Origin of the sequence: Clostridium sp. (assembly GCF_030532265.1) — a bacterium.
Taxonomy (GTDB): Bacteria; Bacillota; Clostridia; order Clostridiales; family Clostridiaceae; genus Clostridium.
Genome location: NZ_JAUNLM010000100.1, coordinates 1 through 3,874, shown reverse-complemented (window position 1 = coordinate 3,874; position 3,874 = coordinate 1). Strand labels below are relative to the sequence as shown.

The 3,874-nt window shown below is 25.5% G+C and carries 6 protein-coding genes and 1 pseudogene; all 7 read left to right on the top strand.

What is annotated here, in order from left to right; all coding sequences use genetic code 11:
- Positions 1 to 94 (top strand): annotated as a pseudogene (locus Q4E08_RS11720) (GtrA family protein); the annotation flags it as partial.
- Between the two features lie 224 nt (positions 95 to 318).
- Positions 319 to 1,047, top strand: a complete 729-nt coding sequence (locus Q4E08_RS11715) for a LytTR family DNA-binding domain-containing protein (protein ID WP_303131149.1) — start codon at positions 319 to 321, stop codon at positions 1,045 to 1,047.
- A gap of 122 nt (positions 1,048 to 1,169) precedes the next feature.
- Positions 1,170 to 1,700: a signal peptidase I gene (locus Q4E08_RS11710; protein WP_303131147.1), complete on the top strand. Its 531-nt coding sequence runs from the start codon at positions 1,170 to 1,172 to the stop codon at positions 1,698 to 1,700.
- 44 nt (positions 1,701 to 1,744) lie between these two features.
- A complete protein-coding gene (locus tag Q4E08_RS11705) occupies positions 1,745 to 2,335 on the top strand; it encodes a TasA family protein (RefSeq protein ID WP_303131145.1) in 591 nt (196 codons plus the stop codon).
- Between the two features lie 40 nt (positions 2,336 to 2,375).
- On the top strand, positions 2,376 to 3,059 hold the full coding sequence (locus Q4E08_RS11700) for an LPXTG cell wall anchor domain-containing protein (RefSeq protein ID WP_303131144.1): 684 nt from the start codon (positions 2,376 to 2,378) through the stop codon (positions 3,057 to 3,059).
- Positions 3,046 to 3,654: a hypothetical protein gene (locus Q4E08_RS11695; RefSeq protein WP_303131142.1), complete on the top strand. Its 609-nt coding sequence runs from the start codon at positions 3,046 to 3,048 to the stop codon at positions 3,652 to 3,654. Before Q4E08_RS11700 ends, Q4E08_RS11695 begins: the two co-directional genes overlap by 14 nt.
- A 9-nt stretch (positions 3,655 to 3,663) precedes the next feature.
- Positions 3,664 to 3,874, top strand: a 211-nt coding sequence (locus Q4E08_RS11690; RefSeq protein ID WP_303131140.1) for a hypothetical protein, incomplete at its 3' end; no start/stop codon positions are given.

Below are 3,874 nucleotides of genomic sequence, written 5' to 3'. Positions count from 1 at the left end.
ATTTGATAAGCTTATTGCTTATGCACTTGCTGCAATAATAGGAGTTCCTGTTACTTTTATATGTATGAAATTTTTTGCATTTAAAGAAAAATAAAATTTTAAATTAAAAATACTTAATAAATATTATGTTTAATAAAACTAATAAAAAGAGTTATGGAAATTAATTTCCATAACTCTTTTTATTAGTTAATAGGACTTTTAAATAATAAAAGATAAATAAATAGTTAACAATTGGTAAATAAAAAGTGAATAAAAGTAATTACAAAAATAAATATAGATGTTAAAATATAGTAAAAAATAAAACTTATGAGGTGAGATATGATTAATATAGCAATATGTGATAATGATTTAAATGATATTAAAAAATTGGAATGCATTTTAAAAATAATATCAATAAATAAAAACATAAAAATGAATATTGAAAAATTTAATCATGGTAAAGAACTTATGAGAGTTTATAAGAATGATTTAGCAAAATATAATGTTATATTTTTAGAAGTTGATTTGGATGATATTCATGGAATTGATGTTGCTAAATATATTACAAAAAGAGATACATTTGTAAAATTTATAATTTTAAGTAGAACTAATAAATATGTGTTTGAAGGATATGAAATATTAGCAATTAATTATTTATTAAAACCTGGAAGAAGGGGTAGGATAGAGAAAGAATTATTTAGGGCATTAAAAATAGATGATAACAAAGAAAATTTTTATGAGATAAGTAAAAAAGGAATAAAAAAATTAATTGAAATTAATTCAATATATTATTTTGAAGTAAACCATAGGAAGATAAATATATTTATGGGAGATTGGCAAGTTGATTATTATGAAAAGCTTGAAAATATAGAAAAAAAGCTGTCAGAAAGAGGTTTTGTAAGGTGTCATAGAAGTTACATGGTAAATTTATCCAAAATAAAGGAAATTATAAAAAATGAATTGATTTTAATAAATGGAAATTTATTGCCTATAGGTAGAAAATATAAGAATAACTTAATTAAAGCATTAAATTATTATAGAAATTTAAGAAGTGAAATTTCTTTATGATTCATATAAGTTAGGTTTTTGAAAATGTAATTTATTACATTTAAAATGCAATTAAATACAATAATATTTCATTGAATTGTAAAAAATAGTATAAATTATTAGGAGAGGGTGAGGTCATAAAAATGGAAAAAACAAAAAATAAAAATTTTTTTTGGCATTATTTAAAAAATATTATTTTTTATTTTTTAGTATTTATGTTTTTGTTAATAACCTTATTTTCAATAATGGGTAATAAGGGAATAAGTGGATATAGATCTTTTAATATACTAACTGGTAGTATGAGTCCTAATATAAATCCAGGGAGTTTAATTATAACTAAAAAGGTAGATGTAAATAAAATAAAAGAAAATGATGTAATAACTTTTAAAGGGAGCAATACAAATAACGTTACTACACACAGAGTGGTTGAGGTTATTAATGATAAAAGTGGAAGAATTAAATTTCAAACTAAGGGAGATGCAAACGATGTTTTAGATCCTATGTTAATTGGACAAGATCTTGTTGTTGGGAAAGTAATTTGTTCAATGCCATATTTAGGATCAATTATTAACTTTATTATAAAATTTAAGTTTATAATTATGGCTTTAGTAATATGTTCATTAGTATTAAGTAGCATATTTGATAATAAAGTTAAGATTAAAGGGAATATATAAATAAATTTTATATATAAATATTTGAATTTTGGGAGGATTATTTTATGGGAAAAAAGAAAATTATAGGACTATGTTTAGCAGTAGGACTAATGGTTGGAGTTGTTGGAGGATCACTTGCTTGGTTTACTGATACTGATAAAGTAACTAATAGTTTTTCAACAACTGGAAATGAGCAAGAAGGTGGAAAAGGAATAAAAATAGATGAAATTTGGAGTGCAAGTGATGCAGCAAATATTTTACCTGGAACAACTGTTAATAAAGATGTTAGAGTTCAAAATAATGCAAAATATGATCAACTTATAAGGGTTAAATTTACTGTTGAAGATAAAACAGATGGACAGAAGTTAGGTAATGTTGAGCATGTGGAATTGGGATTTAAAGACAATAAAGAAAATTATTGGATAGAGAAAGATGGATGGTATTACTACAATAAAGTGGTTGGAGCTGACCAGTTCACTGAATATCTTTTAGATAGTGTTAAATTACTTGGAACTGCAGGAGAAGAATATAAAAATGGAGCATTTGATGTTGTAGTTGATGCAGAAGGTGTTCAAGCAGCAAATGGGGCTGTAGGAGAGGTTTGGAGTGATGCTCCTGATGAAATAAAAAATTTAGGTGGAGTTATTAAAGAATAATATACACAATTTTATAAGTAATATTTAAAGGAGTGAAAAAATGAGCAAGGTTTTAAAGACTATTGTTATGTCTTTATCACTTCTTTTAATGATTGGAATAACGGGGGTTGCAGATGAACTTGCACCCCCTAATGTTGAATTAGAAGGAAATTCTGAAGGTATAGTGTATATTCCAGGAGATGAGCCTTTTTTGCAATTTAACAATATGATTCCAGGAGATAAAATAAAAAGAAGCTTGATAATGAATAACAAACATTCAGAAGAATATGAAATATTTTTAAGAGCAGAAAGAATTAATGAAAAAGAAGAATTTGATTTATTAGAAAAATTAAATATGAATATAATACATGATAATAAAGTGTTACATGATGGAGATGCAACAGGTGCTCCAAGTATAGAAGAAGATATATCACTTGGAGTTATAAATCCAGGTGAAAAAAAAGAAATTACTGCTGAGGTAATTCTTAATGGATCAGAAACAGGAAATGAATATAAGGGAAAAGAAGGTTCTGTAAGATGGATTTTTACGGCAGTAAGAACTGGAAATACAAATGATAATATAGTAAAGCCAAACTTACCTAATGATACAAATGATAATATATCAACTAGACCACCAAAAACAGGAGATAATGGTATATTAAATTATTTATTAATAATTGTTATTGGAGCTATATTACTTGTAGTCATAAATAGAAAGGGAGGTAAGCAAAATGAAAAAAACTAAAATAATCATATGTGCAGTACTTGCATTTTCAATATTTTGCTCTACTGAATTAAGTACAAAGGTTTATGCTATGGGTAAAGAAGTTATTGGATGGTTTACAGATAGTGATCAAGTAACCAATAATTTTAATTTAGCAACTATTGATATAAATACAGATGAATCTTTTACTCCAGCAGAGAATTGGAATGGAGATAAGTATGAGAAAATAGTTAAAGTTAAAAATGAAAGCACAGCAAATGCTTTAATTAGAATATCTATAAATCCAAGATGGGTTGATGAGAACGAAAATCCATGGGTAGGAGATATTAATTTTATTCAGTTAAATTTTTCAGATAGTAATAAGTGGATGAATGGAAATGATGGGTATTACTATTATAATGAAATTTTACCTAAAGGGGAGACAACTGATGAGATTTTAAATTCTGTTCAACTAAATATCCCTCAAAATTTAAAAGAAAGATATAAAGGGAAAACCGTAATAATTGATGTAGATTCAGAGGCTGTACAAGCAACTGAAGAAGGCTATAAAGCCATATGGAAAAATTTAAACCCTGATATAGAAAATATATTAAATGGATTATGTAAAGGGAGGTAAAGGTAATTTATGAGAATGAAAAGAAGAAGAAAAAATAAATTAGTATTAAAAAGATATGCCTTTATCTTAGGTGTTTTAATGTGTATTACAGCTTTTATAACATCATTAATTTCAGAGTTTGATGTTTATGCAAATAACAATATAAAAACTTCTGAAAGTTTTGATGAAGCAAATGGAATAAAGTATCTTAAAACAGCAACTCCAACAAAGAATGAAGGAG

What these genes read in the sequence shown, in the direction of transcription:
- Q4E08_RS11710 (WP_303131147.1), top strand. Translation starts at nt 1,170, where the DNA reads ATGGAAAAAACAAAAAATAAAAATTTTTTTTGGCATTATTTAAAAAAT.
- Q4E08_RS11695 (WP_303131142.1), top strand. Translation starts at nt 3,046, where the DNA reads ATGAAAAAAACTAAAATAATCATATGTGCAGTACTTGCATTTTCAATA.
- Q4E08_RS11715 (WP_303131149.1), top strand. Translation starts at nt 319, where the DNA reads ATGATTAATATAGCAATATGTGATAATGATTTAAATGATATTAAAAAA.
- Q4E08_RS11700 (WP_303131144.1), top strand. Translation starts at nt 2,376, where the DNA reads ATGAGCAAGGTTTTAAAGACTATTGTTATGTCTTTATCACTTCTTTTA.
- Q4E08_RS11705 (WP_303131145.1), top strand. Translation starts at nt 1,745, where the DNA reads ATGGGAAAAAAGAAAATTATAGGACTATGTTTAGCAGTAGGACTAATG.